Annotated in this window: 21 protein-coding genes; 20 read left to right on the top strand and 1 reads right to left on the bottom strand. The window is 44.6% G+C overall.

Annotated features, from left to right (window positions below):
• Nucleotide 1: 1 nt before the first annotated feature.
• From rsgA to spoVM, 4 genes are all read left to right on the top strand, one after another.
• Nucleotides 2–883: a ribosome small subunit-dependent GTPase A gene (gene rsgA, locus M3234_RS23985; protein ID WP_262307138.1), complete on the top strand. Its 882-nt coding sequence runs from the start codon at nt 2–4 to the stop codon at nt 881–883.
• Between the two features lie 2 nt (nt 884–885).
• Nucleotides 886–1,530 (top strand): ribulose-phosphate 3-epimerase, encoded by a 645-nt coding sequence (gene rpe, locus M3234_RS23980; RefSeq protein ID WP_262307137.1) that lies wholly within the window; start codon nt 886–888, stop codon nt 1,528–1,530.
• Nucleotides 1,531–1,588: 58 nt separating this feature from the next.
• Nucleotides 1,589–2,236 carry a thiamine diphosphokinase gene (locus tag M3234_RS23975; RefSeq protein WP_262307136.1) on the top strand — a complete coding sequence of 216 codons (648 nt, stop codon included), beginning with the start codon at nt 1,589–1,591 and terminating at the stop codon, nt 2,234–2,236.
• Nucleotides 2,237–2,347: 111 nt separating this feature from the next.
• Entirely contained in the window at nt 2,348–2,431 is an 84-nt protein-coding gene (gene spoVM, locus M3234_RS23970; RefSeq protein ID WP_066318409.1) for a stage V sporulation protein SpoVM, read from the top strand.
• Nucleotides 2,432–2,546: 115 nt separating this feature from the next.
• Here the strand turns inward: spoVM and rpmB are convergent, their stop codons facing one another.
• Entirely contained in the window at nt 2,547–2,735 is a 189-nt protein-coding gene (rpmB, locus tag M3234_RS23965) for a 50S ribosomal protein L28 (protein ID WP_007087786.1), read from the bottom strand.
• A gap of 288 nt (nt 2,736–3,023) precedes the next feature.
• Here rpmB and M3234_RS23960 point away from each other — a divergent pair, with 288 nt between their 5' ends.
• The 16 genes from M3234_RS23960 to M3234_RS23885 all read left to right on the top strand — a co-directional run bounded on the left by M3234_RS23960 (nt 3,024) and on the right by M3234_RS23885 (nt 22,341).
• Nucleotides 3,024–3,386, top strand: coding sequence for an Asp23/Gls24 family envelope stress response protein (locus M3234_RS23960; RefSeq protein WP_066318411.1), 363 nt, complete (start codon nt 3,024–3,026; stop codon nt 3,384–3,386).
• Nucleotides 3,387–3,403: 17 nt separating this feature from the next.
• Nucleotides 3,404–5,086 carry a DAK2 domain-containing protein gene (locus tag M3234_RS23955; protein ID WP_262307135.1) on the top strand — a complete coding sequence of 561 codons (1,683 nt, stop codon included), beginning with the start codon at nt 3,404–3,406 and terminating at the stop codon, nt 5,084–5,086.
• 120 nt (nt 5,087–5,206) lie between these two features.
• On the top strand, nt 5,207–5,869 hold the full coding sequence (gene sdaAB, locus M3234_RS23950) for an L-serine ammonia-lyase, iron-sulfur-dependent subunit beta (protein WP_262307134.1): 663 nt from the start codon (nt 5,207–5,209) through the stop codon (nt 5,867–5,869).
• A gap of 27 nt (nt 5,870–5,896) precedes the next feature.
• On the top strand, nt 5,897–6,781 hold the full coding sequence (gene sdaAA, locus M3234_RS23945; protein WP_262307133.1) for an L-serine ammonia-lyase, iron-sulfur-dependent, subunit alpha: 885 nt from the start codon (nt 5,897–5,899) through the stop codon (nt 6,779–6,781).
• Entirely contained in the window at nt 6,778–8,826 is a 2,049-nt protein-coding gene (recG, locus tag M3234_RS23940) for an ATP-dependent DNA helicase RecG (RefSeq protein ID WP_262307132.1), read from the top strand. The genes sdaAA and recG overlap by 4 nt, the downstream gene beginning before the upstream one ends.
• 106 nt (nt 8,827–8,932) lie before the next feature.
• Complete coding sequence (fapR, locus tag M3234_RS23935; RefSeq protein WP_262307131.1) at nt 8,933–9,505, top strand: transcription factor FapR; 573 nt, start codon at nt 8,933–8,935, stop codon at nt 9,503–9,505.
• A gap of 7 nt (nt 9,506–9,512) precedes the next feature.
• Nucleotides 9,513–10,517, top strand: coding sequence for a phosphate acyltransferase PlsX (gene plsX / locus M3234_RS23930; protein WP_262307130.1), 1,005 nt, complete (start codon nt 9,513–9,515; stop codon nt 10,515–10,517).
• Nucleotides 10,518–10,530: 13 nt separating this feature from the next.
• The gene (gene fabD / locus M3234_RS23925; protein WP_262307129.1) at nt 10,531–11,475 is read left to right on the top strand and encodes an ACP S-malonyltransferase; all 945 of its coding nucleotides are present in this window, start codon (nt 10,531–10,533) and stop codon (nt 11,473–11,475) included.
• Nucleotides 11,475–12,218, top strand: coding sequence for a 3-oxoacyl-[acyl-carrier-protein] reductase (gene fabG / locus M3234_RS23920; RefSeq protein ID WP_262307128.1), 744 nt, complete (start codon nt 11,475–11,477; stop codon nt 12,216–12,218). The genes fabD and fabG overlap by 1 nt, the downstream gene beginning before the upstream one ends.
• A 54-nt stretch (nt 12,219–12,272) precedes the next feature.
• Nucleotides 12,273–12,506 carry an acyl carrier protein gene (gene acpP, locus M3234_RS23915; protein ID WP_066318449.1) on the top strand — a complete coding sequence of 78 codons (234 nt, stop codon included), beginning with the start codon at nt 12,273–12,275 and terminating at the stop codon, nt 12,504–12,506.
• Nucleotides 12,507–12,658: 152 nt separating this feature from the next.
• Nucleotides 12,659–13,405, top strand: a complete 747-nt coding sequence (gene rnc, locus M3234_RS23910) for a ribonuclease III (RefSeq protein ID WP_262307127.1) — start codon at nt 12,659–12,661, stop codon at nt 13,403–13,405.
• A 46-nt stretch (nt 13,406–13,451) separates the two neighbouring features.
• A complete protein-coding gene (gene smc / locus M3234_RS23905; protein WP_262307126.1) occupies nt 13,452–17,018 on the top strand; it encodes a chromosome segregation protein SMC in 3,567 nt (1,188 codons plus the stop codon).
• A gap of 17 nt (nt 17,019–17,035) precedes the next feature.
• On the top strand, nt 17,036–18,022 hold the full coding sequence (gene ftsY / locus M3234_RS23900) for a signal recognition particle-docking protein FtsY (protein WP_262307125.1): 987 nt from the start codon (nt 17,036–17,038) through the stop codon (nt 18,020–18,022).
• Nucleotides 18,023–18,194: 172 nt separating this feature from the next.
• Nucleotides 18,195–20,561 (top strand): hypothetical protein, encoded by a 2,367-nt coding sequence (locus M3234_RS23895; protein ID WP_262307124.1) that lies wholly within the window; start codon nt 18,195–18,197, stop codon nt 20,559–20,561.
• A complete protein-coding gene (locus M3234_RS23890; protein WP_262307123.1) occupies nt 20,558–21,493 on the top strand; it encodes an ABC transporter ATP-binding protein in 936 nt (311 codons plus the stop codon). The genes M3234_RS23895 and M3234_RS23890 overlap by 4 nt, the downstream gene beginning before the upstream one ends.
• Complete coding sequence (locus tag M3234_RS23885; protein ID WP_262307122.1) at nt 21,490–22,341, top strand: ABC transporter permease; 852 nt, start codon at nt 21,490–21,492, stop codon at nt 22,339–22,341. Before M3234_RS23890 ends, M3234_RS23885 begins: the two co-directional genes overlap by 4 nt.
• The last annotated feature ends 1 nt before the right edge of the window (nt 22,342 follow it).

Genomic DNA, 22,342 nt, shown 5'->3' with positions numbered 1-22,342 from the left:
TATGCCTGAAGGGAAAATTGTCAAGGCATTAAGTGGTTTTTATTACGTTCTCAATAAGGAAGAATTAATTCAATGCCGGGGAAGAGGAGTATTCCGAAAAAATAAAATTTCCCCGCTTGTTGGGGATGAGGTCGTTTTTCAAGCGGAAAATGACCAAGAGGGCTACATCCTTGAGGTGAAGGAACGAAAGAATGAATTAGTACGCCCGCCCATCGCGAACGTGGATCAGGCAATTCTGGTGTTTTCGGCCGTTGAGCCGGATTTCAGCACCGTCCTGTTGGACCGATTTCTTGTCCTTGTTGAATTTAACGATATAGAGCCAATTATTTGCATTACCAAAATGGATTTGGCAAATGAACTGCAGCACGAGAAGATTGAAGTATTCGCCCGTCAATACCGGGCTGCCGGATATGAAGTCGTTCTTACCTCCTCGGAAACGGAAACCGGAGTCGAACAATTGACCCCGCATCTTGAAAATAAAATATCCGTGTTTGCCGGGCAATCCGGGGTGGGTAAGTCCTCGCTCTTGAATGTGCTAAGACCTGACCTAGAACTAAAAACAAACGATATTTCCATGCATTTGGGCAGAGGTAAGCATACCACAAGACATGTTGAATTGATAAAAGTGGGCAATGGTCTTGTTGCAGATACACCCGGCTTTAGTTCATTGGAATTTGCCAATATTGAAGCCGAGGATTTGACTGCTTGTTTTCCTGAAATGCTGAGGGCAAGCGAGAATTGCAAATTTCGTGGCTGCCTTCATGTAAGTGAACCAAAGTGCGGGGTAAAGGCCAAGGTGGAAGCAGGGGAAATTCCGGGGTATCGATATCAACATTATCTGGATTTTCTCCAGGAAATAAAAGATAGAAAGCCGAGGTATTAAAGATGGTAAAAATAGCACCGTCCATCCTTTCAGCCGATTTTGCAAAATTGGCAGAGGAAATCACCGCCGTAGAAACAGGGGGAGCCGATTATATTCATGTTGATGTAATGGATGGTCACTTTGTGCCGAATATTACGATTGGGCCGTTAATTGTCGAGGCGATACGTCCTGTAACAAAGCTGCCGCTTGATGTGCATCTGATGATTGAAAACCCTGATCAATATATCGAGGCATTTGCCAAAGCGGGAGCCGATTATATTACTGTTCATGTGGAAGCATGCCGGCATCTTCACCGGACCATTCAGAACATAAAATCCTTTGGCGTAAAAGCGGGTGTTGTGTTAAATCCGGCTACACCGGTTAATTCCATCCAGCATATTGTCAAGGATATTGATATGGTTCTCCTCATGTCAGTCAATCCCGGATTTGGGGGTCAAAAATTTATTCCCGAAGTCCTGCCAAAAATAAAAGAAGTAAAAGAATTGGCGGAGGAAAAAGGCGTTAGTCTAGAAATTGAAATCGATGGCGGGGTAAATCCGGAAACGGCAAAGTTGTGTATAGAGGCGGGAGCCACCGTGCTTGTTGCCGGTTCGGCCATTTACAACCAACAAGATTATACCAAGGCAATAGCGCTAATTAGAGGATAATAAAGGAGGGGCTGTCACTTAAGACAGCTCTTTTTCATACATAAAGGAGTAATAATAGATGGTCATTAATATTCTTGCCGGAGGGCCTGAAGAACTTTTGCCTGATTTAACAGAATACAATACAGAAAATGAAGTATGGGTTGGGGTTGACCGCGGGGTTTTCCATCTTTTATCACGCAACATACAACCCATGATGGCCTTTGGTGATTTTGATTCTGTTTCAGAGCGGGAACTGGCTTTTATTGAAAGCAAAATCACCAATTTGAAACGATTTAAGCCAGAAAAAGATGAAACCGACACCGAGCTGGCCTTAAATTGGGCAGTCGCTCAAAAACCCGAGGAAATTCGCTTGTTTGGGGCAACCGGCGGCAGGCTGGACCATTTGCTGGCCAATGTCCAACTGTTGACCAAGCCGCTAAGTCAAGGAATTTCCACAAAAATTAGTCTAATCGACCGGAAAAACATTGCTTATTTAGCAGGTCCGGGTACCTATACAGTCGAAAAAATGCTCGAAAAAAAATACATATCGTTTGTTCCGTTAACACTCAATGTTTCCGATCTAACTCTTCGGGGCTTCAAATTTCCGTTGGAAAATCGTCATATTTCCATCGGTTCTACACTATGTATTAGTAATGAACTTATTAGTGAATATGGTACTTTTTCATTTTCAGAAGGCATATTAATAGTGATAAGAAGTCATGATTAATAGGCCTCACTAATTGTGCCCGATTTCGTTCGTTTGAATAATATGGTAAGGGCGGCGAAAGAGGTTTAGTGAATAAGAGTAGAGATGCCGAGATTTTTGAGGAGGGAAAGTATGAAATTTTATACGATTAAACTGCCGAGATTTTTAGGCGGACTTGTGCGGGCGATGATTGGTGTGTTTAAGAAAAACGAATAGATATGAGAGCGGCACCCAAACCAATTGGGTGCTTTTATTTTTACGATTTTGGGTAAGTTAATAAAATAGGGCAGGAAATAAAATGAGCATCCTTCTAAAGGATGCCCATCAATTATTAAACGCGTTCTACTTTACCAGATCTTAACGCTCTTGCAGAAACCCAAACACGCTTTGGCTTTCCATCAACAAGAATACGAACTTTTTGTAGGTTGGCGCCCCATGTGCGCTTGTTTGCGTTCATTGCGTGAGAACGTGCATTACCAGTAGTGGTTTTCTTTCCAGTTACTACACATTTACGTGGCATAGACTATCCCTCCTTAACTAACAAAAGCTTTACCAGCAATCCATAAAATATACATTTATATTAGGAAATGGCCAAGCTGAATTTTCTAGTCTTAAGATACCTTAATAATTTATCATACAACCTATTCGAATGCAATAGCTTAGTTTAAAGGTTTCAAGAAAAAAACCTTGACAACCTTTTGAAAAAAATGCTGTTATAGATAACAGGCAGGTATGACTTTCAATCTTGCAGTTACTATAGTAAAATGACTGTAGTTAAGGAGCAATTATACATGAGGGGGAACGATTCATGTCCATTGAATTAAAAACCAAGTACGGACAAATTGATATTTCCAACGAAGTAATCGCAACCATTGCCGGTGGAGCAGCAATCGAATGCTATGGTATTGTAGGCATGGCCTCAAAGAATCAAATCAAAGACGGCATTACGGAAATACTCCGCAAGGAAAACTTTACCCGCGGTGTGATTGTTCGTCAGGAAAATGAGGCAATACATATCGATATGTACATAATTGTCAGCTATGGAACGAAAATTTCCGAAATTGCTCACAACGTGCAATCAAAGGTGAAATATACCCTTGATAAGACTGTTGGACTTGCCGTTGACTCGGTTAATATTTACGTTCAAGGAGTTCGTGTGACGAACCCATAGTTAAGGAGGAAGGTTTTGTGTCAATAACATCGTTGGATGGAAAACGTTTTGCCGAAATGGTCATTTCTGGTGCTAATAATTTGGCGGTGAATGCCAAAATGGTCGATGCGCTAAACGTTTTTCCCGTGCCGGATGGCGATACTGGAACAAATATGAATTTATCCATGACTTCCGGAGCCAAAGAAGTAAAAAATAATGTGCAGGAGCATATTGGGAAAGTCGGAACATCTCTTTCCAAAGGTCTTTTAATGGGGGCTCGGGGAAATTCAGGCGTTATTCTATCCCAGTTGTTCCGTGGTTTTTCCAAAGCGATTGAAGCAAAAGCTCAAATAAATGCCCAAGATTTTGCCGGCGCGCTGGAAGCTGGCGTTGAAACTGCGTATAAAGCTGTAATGAAGCCTGTCGAAGGGACCATTTTAACGGTTGCAAAAGATGCAGCGAAAAAAGGCGTTCAGGCTGCACAAAAGACAGTTGATATCATAGTCGTTATGGAGGAAGTTTTAAAAGAAGCAAAAGCCTCGTTAAAGCGGACTCCAGACCTGCTACCTGTGTTAAAGGAAGTCGGTGTCGTTGACAGCGGCGGGCAGGGTCTCGTTTGCGTCTATGAAGGTTTTCTTGCCCAGTTAAAAGGCGAACAACTTCCTGATTCACCTGAAGATCTGCCATCAATGGATGAGCTGGTGAGCGCTGAGCATCATAAAAGTGTGCAAAGCCATATCAACACGGAAGACATCGTATTTGGATATTGTACAGAATTTATGGTGCGGTTTGAAGAAGATAAGCTGGCCAAAAATCCATTCGATGAAACAAAGTTCCGGAATGATTTGGACAAATACGGCGATTCCTTATTAGTGATTGCCGATGACGATGTAGTTAAGGTACATATTCACTCTGAACAGCCGGGAGAAGTATTATCCTATGGCCAGAGTTACGGAAACTTAATTAACATGAAGATCGAAAATATGCGTCTGCAGCATTCCAATATTGTCGGTGAAACGAAAACACCGCTTGTTTCGGGCCGTACCGAAGCGCCAAAGGAAAAACAGGAGTATGGGATTGTTACCGTATCAATGGGAGCAGGCATTGCTGATTTATTTAAGAGCATCGGTGCCCATGCAGTCATTGAAGGCGGTCAGACAATGAACCCAAGCACAGAGGATATTGTGAAGGCTGTCAAGGATGTCAACGCGAAAAAGATTTTTATTTTGCCTAATAATAAAAATATCATTATGGCAGCCCAGCAGGCAGCCGATGTGGCGGATGAAGAAATCTACGTCATCCCGTCAAAGACCGTGCCTCAAGGACTTTCGGCATTGCTGGCATTCAATCCTTCTGCTGATGCGGAAGCGAATGCAGCAGGTATGACCGAAGCGTTAAATCATGTTAAAACAGGTCAAATTACCTTTGCAGTCCGCGATACTCAAATCGATGGCCTTGAAATTGAAAAAGATGATTTCATGGGCATATCTGAAGGTAAAATTGTCGTGAAAAATAAAGACAAACAAAAGGTTGCCCAAGATTTGTTAACACAAATGATGGATTCGGATTCGGAAATCCTGACAATTATTTATGGTGAAGATGTGACCGAGGCAGAGGTAGCGACATTGACTCAATTTGTGGAAGAGCAATACAGCGATGTCGAAATTGAAGTGCATAATGGCCAGCAGCCATTATATTCATTTATCTTTTCAATTGAATAAACAACCGCTAAAATAGAAGGGCGCCCTCCATTCGGGGCAACCCTTCTTTTTGGTTTGTAAAGCGAAATGCGGTTCAAATAGAACCTTGACTAATACACTGATGGTAAGGGGGAGAATAAGGTGAAATATAGAAGTGTTTTCGATATTATCGGACCGGTGATGATTGGTCCTTCAAGTTCCCATACTGCGGGTGCGGCAAGAATTGGCCGCGTGGCCAGAAGCCTGTTTGGCAGAGAGCCTAAATGGGCCAACATATCCCTGTATGGCTCGTTTGCCAAAACTTATAAAGGCCATGGAACCGACGTGGCCATCGTTGGTGGGCTGTTGGATTTTGATACTGATGATACCCGAATTATCAATGCCCTCGATATTGCAAACGAACGGGGAATGAAAATTCAGTTTATAGAAGAGGATGCCGTGCCTGACCATCCGAATACCGCAAGAGTTATAATTGGCGACCATAACGGTGAACTTGAATTGGTCGGAATATCCATTGGCGGAGGAAAAATTGAAATTACCGAGTTAAACGGTTTTGTCTTAAAGCTGTCAGGAAACCACCCGGCCCTTCTCGTGGTCCATAATGACCGCTTCGGCGCGATTGCCAGTGTCGCCAATACTTTGGCCAAGTACGAAATTAACATCGGCCATATGGAGGTTTCCCGCAAGGAAGTCGGAAAAATGGCGCTCATGACCATTGAGGTCGATGAAAATGTGGATGATCAGCTGCTTGAAGAACTTGAACAGCTTCCGAATATATTAAAAGTAACAAAAATTGTTGACTAACGGTCAAATGAAAAAGGGGTGAAACCAATGTTTAGAAATGTAGCGGAATTAGTGGAACTGGCTGTCAGCCAAAACAAGAAAATCTCGGAAATCATGATTGAGCAGGAAGTAGGGGTAACGGGGCGTTCGCGTGAAGAGGTTCTCTCCTTTATGGACCGCAATTTGAAGGTAATGGAGGAGGCAGTGGAACGGGGAATAAAAGGGGTCAAGTCCCATTCAGGTTTGACTGGAGGGGATGCCGTTTTGCTGCAAAAATATATTGAAAAAGGAAATTTCCTATCCGGGGAAACAATACTTGATGCAGTAAGCAAAGCAGTGGCGACTAACGAAGTAAACGCCGCCATGGGAACAATTTGTGCCACACCGACAGCAGGTTCTGCGGGAGTAGTTCCGGGAACATTATTTGCTGTTAAGAAAAAACTTAATCCTACGAGAGAGCAAATGGTTTCCTTTTTATTTACTGCCGGAGCCTTTGGATTCGTTGTTGCCAATAATGCATCCATTTCCGGTGCCGCTGGCGGCTGTCAAGCTGAGGTCGGTTCGGCAGCGGGAATGGCTGCTGCTGCAATTGTTGAAATGGCTGGGGGTACACCACAACAGTGTGCCGAAGCGATGGCCATCACGCTGAAAAATATGCTCGGACTTGTTTGTGACCCAGTTGCCGGACTTGTTGAAGTCCCATGCGTCAAACGAAATGCCATGGGAGCAGCCAATGCGATGGTTGCAGCCGATATGGCACTGGCAGGGGTCACCAGTCGAATCCCGTGTGATGAAGTCATTGAGGCGATGTACAAAATTGGCCAAACCATGCCAACTGCTTTACGAGAAACTGCAGGAGGAGGGTTGGCGGCTACTCCAACAGGACGCAGGCTTGAGGCAAAAATCTTTGGTATGCCGCTGAAAGAGAAGTGAACCAGATTCTAAGCCAATCAGTAATGGCATTAAAGGGCATAGGGGAAGAAACAGCGGAAAGCCTCGCAGAAATGAACATCGCAACCATTCGAGATTTATTGGAATACTTTCCTTACCGGTATGAGGATTACCGGCTGCGAGACCTTACCGAAGTCCAGCATGATGAGAAAATAACCGTGGAGGGGAAGGTTCACAGCGAGCCTTCTCTTGCCTATTATGGCAGGAAGAAATCCAAGCTGACGATCCGGATGTTTATCGGCGTTTATTTAATCAAAGTCGTTTTCTTTAACCAGCCGTATTTGAAAAATAAATTAAACATGAATGACATCATCACCGTTACGGGAAAATGGGATGCGCATCGCCAAACGATTACGGCAAATGAAGTGCAGCTAGGGACAAATACCAAAGTGAATCAGTTCGAACCAGTTTATTCATTAAGGGGGAAAATTACCACAAAAGGGATGCGTAAATTTATTAGTCTTGCTTTCCAGCAATATGGCAGTTTAATAGAGGAAACGCTGCCAGGGTACTTTTTACAAAAATACCGCCTGCTTAACCGGAAGGATGCCGTTAGGGCGATGCATTTTCCCTCAAGCCAAGAAGATGTGAAACAAGCCCGCCGCCGGTTTGTGTATGAGGAATTTTTGCTGTTTCAACTAAAAATGCAGGCGTTGCGGAAATTTGAACGGGAACAATCCCAAGGGATCAGCCAAGACTATGATGTTAATAAAGTAAAAGATTTTATTAACGGTCTTCCGTTTTCGTTGACCAATGCGCAAAAACGGGTCGTCAATGAAATTCTGACCGATCTTAAATCGCCTTATCGGATGAACAGATTATTGCAGGGGGATGTCGGTTCCGGAAAAACGGCTGTAGCGGCAATCGGTTTATATGCCAGTGTGACGGCCGGGTATCAGGGAGCCATGATGGTGCCGACCGAAATACTTGCCGAGCAGCATGCCCAATCATTAAAGCAATTGCTCGCACCATTCCAGGTTAGCTGCGAGCTGCTGACAAGTTCAGTTAAAGGCAAGCGCCGGCGGGAAATCCTTGAAGAGCTGGCCAGCGGTAAAATCGACATTTTAGTCGGAACACATGCCCTGATACAGGATGAAGTTACGTTTAACCGGCTTGGCTTCGTGATTACTGATGAGCAGCACCGTTTCGGTGTGGAGCAGCGCCGGGTCCTGCGTGAAAAAGGCGAGAATCCCGATGTCCTGTTTATGACAGCAACCCCGATTCCCCGGACACTTGCGATAACTGTTTTCGGTGAAATGGATGTTTCCGTAATTGATGAAATGCCTGCAGGCAGAAAAACGATCGAGACGTATTGGGCAAAACCGGAAATGCTTGAACGAGTATTGGGCTTTGTCGAAAAAGAATTGGTGAAGGGACACCAAGCGTACGTAATCTGCCCTCTTATCGAAGAATCGGACAAGCTCGATGTCCAAAACGCAATTGATGTGCATACGGCCTTGAGCCATTATTTTCAAAATCGCTTCAAGGTGGGTCTCATGCATGGACGGTTGGGTTCCGATGAAAAAGACGCCATCATGAAGGCCTACAGTGCCAATGAAGTTCAGTTGCTGGTTTCGACAACGGTGGTCGAGGTGGGCGTAAACGTGCCAAACGCAACAATCATGGTCATTTACGATGCCGAACGCTTTGGCTTATCCCAGCTCCACCAGCTTCGCGGGCGCGTTGGCCGCGGCAGCGATCAGGCCTACTGCATTTTGCTTGCCAGCCCTAAAACGGAAGTCGGGCAGGAACGGATGAGAATCATGACCGAAACCAATGATGGTTTTGTTCTCAGCGAGAAGGATTTGGAGCTTCGCGGACCGGGCGACTTTTTTGGCAAAAAGCAAAGCGGAGTTCCCGAGTTTAAAGTGGCCGATATGGTCCATGATTACCGGGCGCTGGAAACGGCGCGGAGCGACGCCGCCCAGCTGATCCAATTCGAAACCTTCTGGACCTCTCCCGACTATCAATATTTGCGAAACCAGCTTGAACAATCAGGGGTTTTGGAGGGCGAAAAGTTGGATTAGCAGCCATAAAAGCAGATTGCAATAAAAAAGTAATCCTTGCAATCTGCTTTTTTAAATTTTATACTACTCTTAGTACCTAGTCATAATACTCGGACGGTGTGAACAAATGAGACGAAGCAAAAAAGAGCGTCAACGATTATTAACCTCAACCATCGAAGATAATCCATTTATCACTGATGAGGAGTTGGCGGAAAAATTCCAAGTAAGTGTTCAAACAATTCGGCTTGACCGGTTGGAGCTTTCGATTCCCGAGCTGCGTGAACGGATCAAAACAGTAGCGGAAAAACGGTTTGAAGACGAAGTCCGATCCCTCCCGCTTGAAGAGGTCATTGGTGAAATCATTGATATTGAGCTTGATCAAAGCGCGATATCGATTTTTGACGTGAAAGCGGAACACGTGTTTAAACGGAATCAAATAGCCCGAGGCCACCATGTATTTGCCCAGGCCAACTCCCTGGCAGTGGCTGTCATCAATGATGAGCTGGCATTAACGGCAAAAGCCAATATTCAGTTTAAGCGATCGGTTAAATTGAACGAACGGGTTGTCGCCAAAGCAAGGGTGACAAAAATTGATGACCATGCCGGACGAACATTTGTCGAAGTTAACAGTTTTGTGAATAATGAACAGGTTTTTTCCGGACAATTTGAAATGTACCGTTCGAAAAACAATAAAGGATGAGACATACATGAAACTAGCAATTGACGCAATGGGCGGCGACCACGCGCCAAAGGAAATTGTTTTGGGTGCAATGAAAGCAGTTGAAGCCTATCCTGATTTACATATCACACTTGTTGGCGATGAGGCCAAAATAAAAGAAACCTTAACAGGACATGACCGAATTTCTATTTTACATACGACAGAGGTTATTCTCGGAACGGATGAACCGGTTAGGGCCGTCCGCCGTAAAAAAACAGCTTCAATGGTGCTTGCCGCCCAACAGGTTGCCGATAGAGCGGCCGATGCCTGCCTGTCTGCAGGAAATACCGGCGCGTTAATGGCTGCAGGATTGTTTGTGGTTGGCAGAATCGAGGGAATTGATCGTCCGGCGCTGGCACCAACCTTACCGACCATAGGTGGAGAAGGCTTTTTATTGCTTGATGTCGGCGCCAATGCCGATGCGAAACCGGAACATTTGCTGCAATACGCGATCATGGGTTCAATCTACTGCGAAAAGGTAAGGAATATTACTTTACCGCGAGTTGGACTGTTAAATATCGGAACCGAAGAAAAAAAGGGCAATGAACTGACTCGTCACGCGTTTGACTTGCTGAAAAATTCTAATTTAAATTTCGTCGGTAATGTTGAGGCCCGCGATTTACTCGATGGTGTTGCGGATGTGGTGGTAACAGATGGATTTACCGGTAATATGGTGTTAAAAACCATTGAGGGTACGGCCCTATCGATGTTCAAAATGTTAAAAACAGCGTTAATGGGCAGTTTTACTAGCAAGCTTGCCGCCGCGGTATTAAAACCAAATTTAATGCAGTTGAAGAATAAGCTTGATTATTCAGAATATGGCGGTGCCGGATTATTCGGTCTTAAAGCACCTGTCATCAAGGCGCACGGTTCCTCAAATGCGCAAGCGATTTTCAGTGCGATTCGCCAGACTAGGGAAATGGTGGCTGGTGATATCGTCAGCCTGGTCAAGCAAACAGTGGAAGAGACAAAGACCGAAAAAATAGAACAGTAAAGGAGCGAAGTCAGTGGGAAAAATAGCATTTGTGTTCCCCGGCCAAGGTTCACAGGCAGTTGGAATGGGCAAAGATTTGGCGGATAAGTATCCAGAGGTAATGGGGTATTTTCAAAGGGCTGATGATGCGCTTCAATTTCCGTTGAGTCAATTGATTTTTGCGGGGCCTAAAGAAGAGCTGACTCTGACCTACAATACACAACCGGCATTATTAACAACGAGTATCGCTATATTGACACATTTTGTAAAATCAGGGATTGCTGCTGATTATGTCGCAGGGCATAGCCTTGGGGAATACTCGGCACTTGTAGCTGCTGGTGTTCTCAGCTTTGAAGATGGGGTTATGGCCGTCCGGAAAAGGGGAGAATTCATGGAGCATGCCGTTCCCAATGGTGAGGGCTCAATGGCCGCAGTTTTGGGGCTCGACCGGGATAAATTGGCTGCGGTGACTCAAGAGGTTACAGAATCCGGACACGTAGTGGCATTAGCGAATTTAAATTGTCCAGGGCAAATTGTTATATCAGGTACAAGACAGGGCGTGGAAACAGCAGGAGGAAAAGCGAAGGAAGCAGGAGCGAAACGGGTCCTGCCCCTTGAAGTAAGTGGACCGTTCCATTCCCCGTTGATGGAACCGGCCGCCGGACAGCTGCGGGAAGTTTTGGATGCAGCGAAAATGAACGACGCCAATATTCCTGTCGTAGTCAATGTGAGCGCCGAACCGGTTACTTCCGCTCCGGATATTAAGGATAAATTGATTGAACAACTTTATTCTCCGGTATTATGGGAGGATTCTGTCCAAAAAATGATCGCCCTCGGTGTCGATACCTTTATTGAAATCGGACCCGGAAAGGTATTATCGGGATTAATAAAGAAAATTGACAAAACAGTAAAAACCTATTCTGTCTACGATGAAGAAACCGCTCTTGGTGTCATCGAGGCGTTGAAGGAGGAAAACTGATGAATTTGGAAGGGAAAGCGGCGCTGGTAACAGGTGCGTCAAGAGGAATTGGGAGGGAGATTGCCCTTGAGCTTGCCAGACAGGGTGCCAATGTTGCCGTAAATTTTGCCGGCAGTGAAGCAAAGGCAAATGAAGTCGTTGACGAAATCAAGGCCTTGGGAAGAGATGCTTTTACGGTGAAATGCGATGTGGCCAATCCTGATGAAGTGACGGATATGGTGAAAACGGCGGTAGACCGTTTTGGCCGGCTCGATATTGTCGTCAATAATGCTGGAATCACTCGCGACAACCTATTGATGAGGATGAAAGAGCAGGAATGGGATGATGTCATCAATACGAACCTGAAGGGAGTCTTCCTTGTAACCAAGGCGGTTACGCGGCAATTGATGAAACAGCGAAGCGGCAGAATCATTAATATTACCTCCGTAGTCGGCATAAGCGGGAATCCCGGACAGGCCAACTATGTGGCCGCCAAAGCAGGTGTCATCGGCTTGACAAAAACAACAGCCAAAGAGCTGGCATCACGGAATATTACCGTAAACGCGATTGCACCTGGCTTTATTACAACCGATATGACGGATCAATTGCCGGAAGATGTCAAAGCGGAGATGCTGAAGCAGATTCCGTTGGCAAGACTGGGAGAGCCAAAAGATATCGCAAAGATGACAGCCTTCCTTGCTTCAGACGATGCATCCTATATTACTGGTCAGACACTCCATATTAATGGCGGCATGGTAATGTGATTTGTCTATAAATTAATTTAACTATATAATAGCTTGAGGGGAGGTGAAGTGAGAATGGCAGAAGTATTAGAACGTGTGACAAAAATCATCGTGGACCGTTTGGGTGTTGAGGAATCTCAAGTGACTCTTGAAGCTTCCTTTAAAGATGATTTAGGTGCCGATTCCCTTGACGTAGTGGAACTAGTTATGGAATTGGAAGATGAATTTGATATGGAAATTTCCGACGAAGATGCTGAAAAGATTGGTACAGTTGGCGACGCTGTTAACTACATACAAAGTCAAAAGTAATCTTGTTGGAATAATTCTTAAAGCTCCGTTTTCAAACGGGGCTTTTTTAAGGTAGAATAGAACTTGGTGCTCCTTTTGGAGGCCAAGTTTCTTTACGTATAAACAAGGTTATACTTTTAACAGTGTAAATCAGATACAAGGTGGAGAATGTAATGCGCAAGAATGGGAATGAAAAAGATTTAAACTATCGCGCAAAAGACAAACAATTTAAGGAATTTCAGCAAGAAATAGATTTTATTTTTGACAATGAAAAATTGTTGAGGCAGGCTTTTACTCATTCATCCTATGTGAATGAGCATCGCAGAAAACCTTTTGAAGATAATGAACGGCTCGAATTTTTGGGGGATGCCGTTCTCGAACTGACCATTTCCCATTTTCTTTTTAATAAATACCCCACCATGACCGAAGGGGAACTGACAAAGCTACGGGCCGCCATTGTTTGCGAACCATCGCTTGTTGCCTTCGCAAATGAGCTTGGATTTGGCCGCTTGATCCTGCTGGGCAAAGGGGAGGAAATGACGGGCGGAAGAGAACGTCCTGCCCTGCTTGCCGATGTGTTTGAGGCATTTATCGGCGCCTTATATTTGGATAAAGGAATGGAAATGGTCATTAAATTTCTTGAGAAGGTTGTTTTTCCGAAAATTAATGCCGGTGCTTTTTCTCATGTGATGGATTTTAAAAGCCAATTGCAGGAACTGGTCCAGCGCGACGGGACCGGTGTGATTGAATATAGCGTCCTGCAGGAAAAAGGCCCTGCCCATAACAAGGAATTTGTTTCCAAGGTAACCTTAAACGGGGAAGAATTGGGAATAGGAACAGGCAGGTCAAAGAAGGAAGCGGAGCAGCATGCTGCCCAAATGGCTTTGGGTGTATTAAAAAACAATCAGCATAGAAAATGACAAAATGGAACTGGAGAGATCCCGGGCATTTTAGGGAGGATTAACAATGTTTTTGAAACGGTTGGACATTATTGGCTTTAAATCATTTGCCGATCGCATAGGTGTAGATTTTGTACCCGGTGTTACCGCGGTAGTCGGGCCAAACGGAAGCGGCAAAAGTAATATTACCGATGCCATCCGCTGGGTTTTAGGCGAGCAATCTGCCAAATCACTTCGAGGAAGCAAAATGGAGGATATTATTTTTGCCGGCAGTGATTCGAGAAAAGCGTTGAACTATGCCGAAGTGACTTTGACTTTGGATAATCAGGACCAGGGTCTGGCGCTTGATTACAATGAAGTCAGTGTGACCAGACGGGTGACACGCGCGGGGGAAAGCGAATTTTTAATTAACAAGCAGCCTTGCCGGTTAAAGGATATCATTGACTTGTTCATGGATTCCGGACTTGGCAGAGAAGCATTTTCAATCATTAGCCAAGGAAAAGTAGAAGAAATTTTAAATAGCAAAGCAGAAGACCGCCGGACAATTTTCGAAGAGGCAGCCGGTGTATTAAAATATAAAAACCGTAAGAAAAAGGCGGAACAAAAGCTTACAGAAACGCAGGACAATTTAAACCGTGTCCATGATATTCTTCATGAGCTCGAAGGGCAGGTCGAGCCATTAAAGATGCAGGCATCAATGGCCAAGGACTATTTGGAGAAAAAGCAAGAGCTAGAGAAATTTGAAGTAGCCTTGACAGTTTATGAAATCGAAGATCTTCATCAAAAATGGGAAGCACTTTCGAAACAGCTTGATGAGCATCAGCAGGAAGAACTGAGGCTGTCATCAGAATTGCAGTTGAAGGAAGCTAAAATCATCGAGACACGGGACCAAATTGCCGCCTTGGACGAATCCATTACCGACCTGCAGAATGTTCTGCTTCATGCCAGTGAAGAGTTGGAAAAGCTTGAGGGCCGTAAGGAAGTTTTAAAAGAACGGAAGAAAAATGCGGCACAAAACAAAGAGCAGCTCATCCAATCAATTGCGGAATTAACAGACAAAATTAGTTTACTGGAGAAAAATCGGGAAGTGCAGCAGCATACCGCTGACGAACTGGAAAAACAAGTAAGCGCACTTCTTGCCCAATTAAAGGGAAAACAGGACAAACTGCTATTATTTACCGAAAATTTGGATGAGAAAATTGAAAATCTGAAAAGTGAATACATTGATTTGCTTAATGATCAGGCTGGCACAAAAAATGAATTAAAGCATATTGCTGAACAACTCCAGCAGCAGGAACGAAGAAGTGCCAGGCTTGACGAAGAAAATGAAAAATTCCTTAAGGAACGTGAAACGGTCCAAGCGGGTAAGCAGAAAGTGCAGACGGCACTTGATGATCTCCAGAAGCAACTGGAACAACAGGTAGTCCATTATCGCGAGCAGCAGCACAAGCTCGAGAGTACAAAAAGTAATTATCAAAAGCAGGAAAAAACCTTATACCAAGCCTACCAACTTATTCAGCAGGCCAAGTCAAGAAAAGAAATGCTGGAGGAGATGGAAGAAGATTATTCCGGCTTCTTCCAGGGTGTAAAAGAGGTATTAAAAATGCGCGGCACCAAGCTTCGCGGCATCGAAGGCGCTGTAGCGGAACTTGTCTCTGTTCCTAAACAATACGAGGCGGCCCTGGAAACAGCATTTGGCGGCGCCCTGCAGCATATTGTGGTGGATACCGAGGAAAATGCCCGAGCCGCCATCCAATACCTAAAACAGCATTCATATGGACGCGCCACTTTTTTGCCGCTTAGCGTGATCAAGGGGCGGCCGCTCTCTTCTGCCCAGGCTACATTAATTCAACATCATCCATCATTTATTGGAACAGCGGTCAGCCTGATTGGATTTGACCCAAAGTATACCGAGATTATGAACAACCTTCTCGGGAATGTTGTCATCACAAAAGATTTAAAGGGCGCCAACGAAATGGCAAAGCTTTTGCAGTACCGGGTCCGCCTGGTTACGGTAGATGGTGATGTCGTCAATCCGGGCGGTTCGATGACAGGGGGAGCAACTAAGCAAAAATCCTCGTCGCTATTATCAAGAAAAGGCGAGCTAGAGGATTTAAAAGCAAAGCTTGTTATCATGGAGGAACAAACCGCTGGCCTGGAGCAAAGTGTCAAAAGCCTTAAAGAAGCGGTGCGCATTGCCGAGTCAAGGCTGGAGGAAATCAGAAGAACCGGGGAAGAGCTGCGGCTTAGTGAACAGTCGATCAAAGGTGAACTTCGTGAAGCAGAGTTGGAGGAAAAAAACCTGAATGAACGCCTGGCGATCTATGACTTGGAAAAAGAGCAAATCGACGCTGAGCATAACCGGCTATCGCAAAGAAAAGGGCAAAATTTGCAAGCAATGGAAGCATGCCAAACTGCCATCGCCGATTTAGACAGGCAAATCAACGCACTCACCGAACAGAAATCCAAAGATTTAACATCAAAGGAAACCATCACCTCGGAAATAAATGAATTAAAGATTGAATTTGCCTCGAAAAATGAACAGCTGACAAATGCCAACGAACGCCTTGGACTGACCATCAACGATCTTGAGGAAAGCAGGAAGAAGTTGGCCATTCTTGAGGAGGACTTTCAGCTATTAACCTCAGAAATGACAAATAGCTCCACCGGCGAGGATCAGTTGGAGGAAGCGGCAAAGAGAAAACAACAGGATAAAGAGGCAACCCTTCAGCTAATTGCTGCAAGGCGGGAGGAACGGCTTGCGCTTCAAGGGCAATTGGAAGATGTAGAACTCGAGGTTAAAGAATTGAAACGGCTTCATAAGGGTCTGACCGTTGTGTTGAAGGATGAGGAAGTAAAAATGACCCGCCTGGATGTGGAGCTGGAAAACAGATTGGCACATCTTCGCGAGGAATATTTATTAACCTATGAGGGGGCCAAGGAACAATACCCGCTGACAGTGACGGTTGATGAGGCGCGGAAAAAGGTCAAATTAATCAAGCTTGCGATTGACGAACTTGGCAATGTCAATCTTGGGGCGATTGAGGAATATGAGCGGGTTTCCGAGCGCTATGAGTTTCTGAATGAACAAAAGGCCGACCTCCAGGAAGCCAAGGATACGCTGTTTAAGGTCATAGAAGAGATGGATGAAGAAATGAAAAAACGTTTCAAGGGGACCTTTGACGGCATCCGGGAACACTTTGAGCCAGTGTTCCGTGCGCTTTTCGGCGGCGGGCGAGCGGACCTGATATTGACAGATCCGGAGGACTTATTAAACACAGGTGTCGAAATCGTTGCCCAGCCGCCGGGGAAAAAGCTCCAGAATCTTGGGCTCTTATCAGGCGGAGAACGTGCATTAACGGCGATTGCCCTATTGTTTTCCATTTTAAAGGTCCGGCCCGTGCCATTTTGCATTCTTGACGAGGTCGAGGCGGCGCTTGATGAAGCCAATGTCTACCGTTTCAGCCAATATCTCAAGCGTTATAGCTCGGAAACGCAATTTATCGTGATTACCCATCGCAAAGGGACAATGGAAGAGGCAAATGTCCTCTATGGTGTCACAATGCAGGAGTCGGGGGTATCCAAGCTTGTATCCGTCCGCCTGGAGGATACAAGGGAACTTGTTGAATCATAGTCAAAGGAAGTGTAAGCATGAGCTTTTTTAAGAAATTAAAAGATAAAATCACCAAATCGACAGACTCTGTCACAGAGAAATTCAAAGAAGGACTCACGAAAACCCGTGACAGCTTTTCTGGCAAGGTCAATGACCTGGTTGCCAGATACCGTAAAGTCGATGAGGATTTCTTTGAAGAATTGGAAGAAATCTTAATCCAGGCTGATGTCGGTTTTGAAACGGTAATGGAGCTGATTGATGAACTGAAAACGGAAGTGAAACGCCGTAACATTCAGGATCCAGCAGAAGTTCAAAGTGTCATCTCCGAAAAGCTGGTTGAAATCTATAATGCCGGTGAGGGACAATCATCAGCTTTGAACATCCAGCATGATGGCTTGACGGTAATCCTGTTTGTTGGAGTCAATGGGGTTGGTAAAACAACGACCATCGGAAAGCTGGCCCATAAATTTAAAGCCGAAGGCAAGTCCGTTTTGTTGGCTGCCGGTGATACGTTCCGTGCCGGGGCCATTGACCAACTCGAGGTTTGGGGCGACAGAGTCGGAGTTGAGACGATCAAGCAGGCTGAAGGCTCCGACCCAGCCGCCGTCATGTTTGATGCGATTCAGGCGGCGAAATCCCGGAAAGCCGATATTTTGCTATGTGACACGGCGGGAAGACTGCAAAACAAAGTGAATTTGATGAAGGAACTGGAAAAAGTCAAGCGTGTCATCGAACGCGAGGTGCCCGGTGCGCCACATGAAGTATTGCTTGTACTGGATGCAACAACAGGGCAAAATGCCTTAATCCAGGCGAAAACCTTCAAAGAAGCCACCAATGTCAGCGGAATCGTCCTGTCCAAGCTGGATGGAACGGCAAAAGGCGGAATTGTCCTTGCGATCCGGAACGAACTAAAAATCCCGGTTAAATTCGTCGGCCTTGGCGAAAAGATGGATGATCTCCAAGAATTTGATGCGGAGAAATACGTGTACGGCCTATTTGCCGAACAAGTAGAAAAAAGCGAATAAAGCATGTCAACGAAAACAGCAGCCAATGGACTGCTGTTTTTTTGTAAAACTGATTGCTTTTTATTGGTAGAAGTGTAAAAATACACTAAAGAGAAAAATTCTTAAAAGAATTGTAGTGTAATAGGTCCATTTTTTCGTCTACAAATATGGAAGGATTAAAGGGGGAATTGATTTGCTAAAAAAACAGATTGCAATCATAGTATTATTTTGCCTGTCATTCATGGCTTTTGCGGTTTACGATGCCGAAGCGGCAAGCAGCAACATAAAAATATCCGTCAAAGAGGGCTTTGATGGGAAAATCAAAAGCGGACGCGGCTTTCCTGTTCAAGTGACAGTTGAAAACAACGGTGAAGATTTTTCGGGGGATCTTCTTTTCAACTTTGGTGTAACTTATAATTCCAGCGGGGCAAAGGTTTTATCTATTGATGTGCCTAAAGGAAGCAAAAAAACATATTCGCTGTCATTACCGGCGTATTCCGAGGAATTTTATAATAGCAAACAAATAAAACAATCAATTTTTCTGTATAAAGGAAGCTGGAAGGACGGCAAGGAGACAGCTTTTGTTGGAAAAAAAATCCTGTCACCAAAGTATATTGACCCTGCAGGCAGGACCATGGGATTGTTAAGCGAAAATCCCGACCGTTTGAAAGAATTAAAGGTACAAGCGTCAGGAAGTCAACTTGAACCGATTGTCCTGGAAGAAGAGATGCTCCCTTATGACGAACTTGGCCTTGATACCCTGGATTACATAGTCATTGATGAGTTTGCGGTCGCGAAGCTAAAAGAAACACAGCAGCAAGCCTTGTTGAATTGGGTGAAAAATGGCGGCAGATTAATTGTCGGCGCTACTCCCAATGCGATCGGCAGCTATGGAGCATTATACAGGGAATTGCCAATGAAACCAGAACGGGAGGCAGTGGCAGATACCCAGTTCTTAAAAGCGCCTGAAACATTGGAATTTAACACATTGCCGGTCTTTGTCGGTGAGGTGAAGCCTGAGGCAAATGTATCTGCAACCAGCGGAGATTTGCCAATGATTGTACATAAAGGCTATGGAGCCGGTGAAATTTGGCAAACAGCCTTTTCGCTTGGGGACGAGCCATTAGCGTCTTGGAACTATTACGGCCGCTGGTTTGCTCAAAGCCCGATGCTTGGCGTGCAAATGAATAACCAATCGCCAAAAATGTATCAGAACCAGTTTGAGATGCTCTATAACGAATTTGCCGAAGTCAATCAATATTTTGCTTCCACTCAATTTTCAGCCGGGCAAATTAGCTTGTTTTTATTGCTTTACCTGCTCCTTATTTCTCCAATTCTGTATTTCACGCTAAAAAGGCTGGATAAACGCGAGCATGCCTGGTGGGTCATTATTGGGTTTGCGGTCCTATCATCAATTGGCATTTTCGCAGTGGGTGCAAAGGACCGGATTGCCAAACCACAAATCAATCAGACAGGGATTTATCAGGCGGAAAATGGCTATTTGACTGGTCTCGAGGCGGTCACGTTTCTTTCCAATACCGGCGGTGACTATGAGCTGACTTTTTCGAAAGGGACATTTTACGGTGTTCCCGGCTCCTCGATGATGTCGGCCGGCGATGGGAAGCGTTATGCAATCCTGGAAAATGCGAGGAAAGAAAGCAAAGTGACATTTCCAAATGTGGAATATTGGTCGACAAGGAGCTTTTTCGGCAGGGCGAGCAAGCAGAATGCCGGAAAATTCGATTTAAACTTAAGCTTAAAGAATAAACAGCTTTCAGGAACGATCGCCAATCAGTTTCCTTACGACTTTGATGAACTATTCATTTGGTCGGGGACAAAAAAACTTAGTCTCGGTCCGCTAAAAAGCGGTGAAACGGTAACGGTAAATGAAACTTTGCAGCAAGATTATCTCACAGGTCCTTACAATCAGATGTTCCAATATATGATGCCGGCTTCACCAAATGATGTCAAGCGCCTAAAACAGGAAAGGATGGAATACGGAGCAATAGAATTCCTTTATAATTCCTCGTCACTAGGCAATCAGCCGATTCTTTATGGCTTTTCAAAAGCATCTGTCATTGAAGCGGATATTGCAGCGAAAAAGGAAGCGAAAAATGGCCTAAGCTTAATCTATCAACCGATGGATATCAAAACAGAACTGTCGGGTTCTTTTACGGTCAAAGACGATATGCTACGACGTAAGATCCATATCATCCGTGGGACCCTTTTTAATGACATGGGCGGTGTCCAAAATGAAATGGAAATGGATGATGGAGAATATGAGTACGTGCTTCAGGTTCCCAAGCAGTTAACAGAACAAAAGCCAATCCTCCGTGAATTGGAAATCGTCTGGTATGGCAGTAATGTTGCCTACTCAATAAAAAACCAGGCAACGGGTGAATTTTTGCCATTACCGGATATGAAAACGGCGATAACAGAGCAATTGGAGCAGTATATTTCAAATGAAGGGGAAATCGTGATCAAATTGATTAAAACAGGACAAGGTGACCCTCGAGTAAGGATGCCGGCGCTGTCGATAAAGGGGGAAATCAACTCATGATTGAAATCATAAATCTGACAAAAAAATATGGGAAATTTACTGCGCTCGATTCATTGAATTTAACGATTGAAAAAGGCACTGTCTTTGGGTTTGTTGGACAAAATGGCGCAGGTAAATCGACCACCTTTTCTATTTTGGCAACCCTGCTTTCTCCAACCTCGGGTACCGCTTATATTAATGGCTATAATATTTCGAAGGAGCCTAAACAGGTTCGCAGCCAGATTGGCTATATGCCGGATTTCTTTGGCGTTTACGACCAGTTGAAGACGGTGGAATATTTGGATTTCTACGGCGCCAGTTATGGCCTGAGCCAAAATGAGCGGCAGAAGTTGATCCCACAGCTGTTGGAATTGGTGAATTTGTCCCATAAACAAGATTCCTATGTTGATGTTCTCTCAAGAGGGATGAAGCAAAGACTCTGTCTTGCAAGATCACTGATTCATGACCCGGAAGTTTTAATTCTCGATGAACCTGCTTCCGGGCTTGATCCAAGAGCGAGAGTGGAGATGCGTGAAATTTTAAAAGAATTAAAGCATATGGGCAAAACCATTTTGATTTCTTCGCATATTTTGCCCGAACTGGCGGAAATGTGCGATACGATTGGGATCATCGACCAAGGAAGGTTGGTGGCCGAAGGTTCAGTGTCAGACATCCAGCAGCGGTTGAAGGGTGAAAAGTTGATTATTGTAAAGCTTTATGGCGGTGTGGACAAGGCCATCCGTTTTTTCGAGGACCAGCACCTTGTCAGCAAATTAACCAAACGGGACGACGGCGCGACGCTGGAATTTCTCTTTCAAGGAAATGCCAAAGAGCAGGTTGGACTGCTAAAAGCCGCTCTGATGCAGGATATTGCCATCATCAGCTTTTCGGAAATGGAAACAAACCTTGAAGATGTGTTTATGGAGATAACGAAAGGGGTGGAGCTTTCATGAGAAATCTGTTTCTAAATCCAGTCATGAATAAGGAATTTAAGCTCAGGTTTCGCTCTTTTAAAAGCTTTCTTGGGCTTGCCTTTTACTTGCTCGCCCTGACCATCCTGATTGTCGGGTTTATCTATCTGCAAACGCAAAATTCGCCGATGGGATTATTTCGGCCGGATCAGAGCAGGGAGATGTTTATGCTTCTTGCCTTTATCCAATTGGGTTTAATTCTGTTTATTACTCCCGGGTTAACGGCTGGAGTGATAAGCGGTGAGCGGGAAAAACAGACATTGAATATTTTATTGACGACGAACCAAAGCTCCACCAGCATTATTATGGGAAAGCTGGTTTCGTCCATCTCTTTCTTATTGTTGATGATTATTGCAAGCATGCCGATTTACAGTATTGTTTTCTTATTCGGCGGCATATCTCCGGGGCAGGTTTTATTGATCCTTATTTTTTATATATTTACGATTCTAGTCTTTGGGAGCATTGGTATCTTTTTCTCGACTATTGTCAGAAGAACCATCATCGCCATGGTCAGTACCTACGGGGTTGCACTGTTTCTGATCGGCGGAACCGCGTTTTTATTTACCATTTCTATGGCGGTCAATTCTATGGGCGCGATGCCGGCAAACAATCCAGTCGCCTATTTTTTTGCGATGCTGAATCCGGGGTTCATTCTCTTTGGTTTTCTGGAGCCTAATGCCTTTAATGAATTATCCAATCAAATTGGATTTGGAATCGATGTTCCGTTATGGGCAGCCTATCTTGTATCCTATTCGATTATATTTATCATCATGATTGTTGTTAGCATACGAAAGCTTCGGCCCAATATGAAAGTAAAATCGGAAGCGTAGG

Origin of the sequence: Neobacillus niacini, from assembly GCF_023715785.1 — a bacterium.
In the GTDB taxonomy this organism is placed as follows: domain Bacteria; phylum Bacillota; class Bacilli; order Bacillales; family Cytobacillaceae; genus Neobacillus; species Neobacillus niacini_E.
Note: the sequence above shows the minus strand (reverse complement) of the source record. Positions and strands in the feature narration are given on the sequence as shown.